This is a genomic window from Paraburkholderia terricola (assembly GCF_900142195.1).
GTDB lineage: Bacteria > Pseudomonadota > Gammaproteobacteria > Burkholderiales > Burkholderiaceae > Paraburkholderia > Paraburkholderia terricola.
Genome location: NZ_FRAB01000102.1, coordinates 1 through 1,586, shown reverse-complemented (window position 1 = coordinate 1,586; position 1,586 = coordinate 1). Strand labels below are relative to the sequence as shown.

The 1,586-nt window shown below is 68.3% G+C and carries 1 protein-coding gene; it reads right to left on the bottom strand.

Features of this window, described 5'->3' with window-relative positions; genetic code table 11:
- Positions 1-1,586, bottom strand: a 1,586-nt coding sequence (locus BUE39_RS33965) for a beta strand repeat-containing protein (RefSeq protein WP_412534880.1), incomplete at both ends; no start/stop codon positions are given.

Genomic DNA, 1,586 nt, shown 5'->3' with positions numbered 1-1,586 from the left:
GGGTTCAGGTCGTACTTCACCGCCTGGCTGTTGAGCGCGCTGACCGTCGTGGATACCGACGCGATGCCCGTCGAGGCCGAGGTCGACAGCGAGGTCACGTTGCTGTTGGTGGTGGAGAGGCCCGTCGAAAGCGAACTTACGCCAGTGGACAGCGAGCTTGCCGTGGTCGAGGTCGAGGTCGAGAGCGACGCCACGTTGCTGTCAGTGGTGGAAAGACCCGTCGAAAGCGAACTCACGCCAGTGGATAGCGAGCTGGCCGTCGTCGAGGTCGAGGTCGACAACGACGCCACGTTGCTGTCGGTCGTGGAGAGTCCCGTCGAGAGCGAACTGATGCCGGTCGAGGCCGATGTCGACAGTGAGGTCACATTGCTGTTCGTCGTGCTCAGGCCCGTCGAAAGCGAACTGACACCAGTGGACAGCGAGCTCGCCGTGGTCGAGGTCGACGTGGACAGCGACGCCACATTGCTATCGGTCGTCGACAGACCCGTGGACAGCGAACTGATGCTGGTCGAAATCGAACCTGTCGCAGTCGACAGCGACGCCACGTTGCTGTTCGTCGTGGAAAGCCCCGTAGACAGCGAACTGATACCGGTGGAAGTGGAAGTCGACAGCGTATCGATTGCCTGGTTCGTCGCAAACAGTTGCGAGCCGTTGACCGCGTCCGTGCTCGTATCGCTGAGCTGCCCCGCCGCCACGTTCGTGACCTGCCGCTCCGCGCCCGGCGCGCCGACGCTCACCACGCTCGTCGGGCTCGTGCCCGCGAAGCTGTACGCCGTGCCGCCGATCGTCGCGCCCGAGGTCGGGTTGGCCGCTGCCGTCACCGAGCCCGAGCCCAGCGCCACGTCGCCGGCATTCGCCGCCGTCGCACCCGAGCCCAGCGCCACCGCGCCGGTGTTCGCCGCCGTCGACGTGCTGCCGAGCGCCACCGAACCCGTGCCCGTTGCCACGTTCGAGCTGCCCAGCGCCACCGCCCCCGTGCCATTGGCCGTGTTGTTCGCGCCCACCGTCACCGCACCCGTGCCCGTCGCCGAGTTCGGGTCGCCGATCGCCACCGCGCCGTCACCGCTCGCGGTCTGCTGGAAACCCAGCGCCACCGCGCCCGTGCCGCTGCTCACCTGCGACTGGTAGCCGCCCGCGATCGACCCCTGGCCCGCGGCCGCCGCCACCGTGTTGCTGTCGCCGATCGCGACCGTCGAGGCCCCCAGCGCCTGCGAGCCGTTGCCGATCGCCGTCGCATTCGCGCCCGCGGCCGATGCGCCCACGCCCGCGGCGAGCGCGTTCACGCCGGTCGCACCGTCGTTGTTGTAGTTGCCGCCCTGCACGCCGTTGTCGTTGACGCTGTAGTAGTGCGTCTTGCTGCCGGCGACTACCGTGCTCAGTTGCGAGAGGTTCACCGCATCGCCCGGCGCGGTGCCGGCCGCGACGTTGTGGATCTGCGAGGCACTGCCGCCCGGATTCAGCGTGACGCTGCCGTAGTTGACGGTGCCGTCGGGGTTCAGGTCGTACTTCACCGCCTGGCTGTTGAGCGCGCTGACCGTCGTGGATACCGACGCGATGCCCGTCGAGGCCGAGGTCGACAGCGAGGT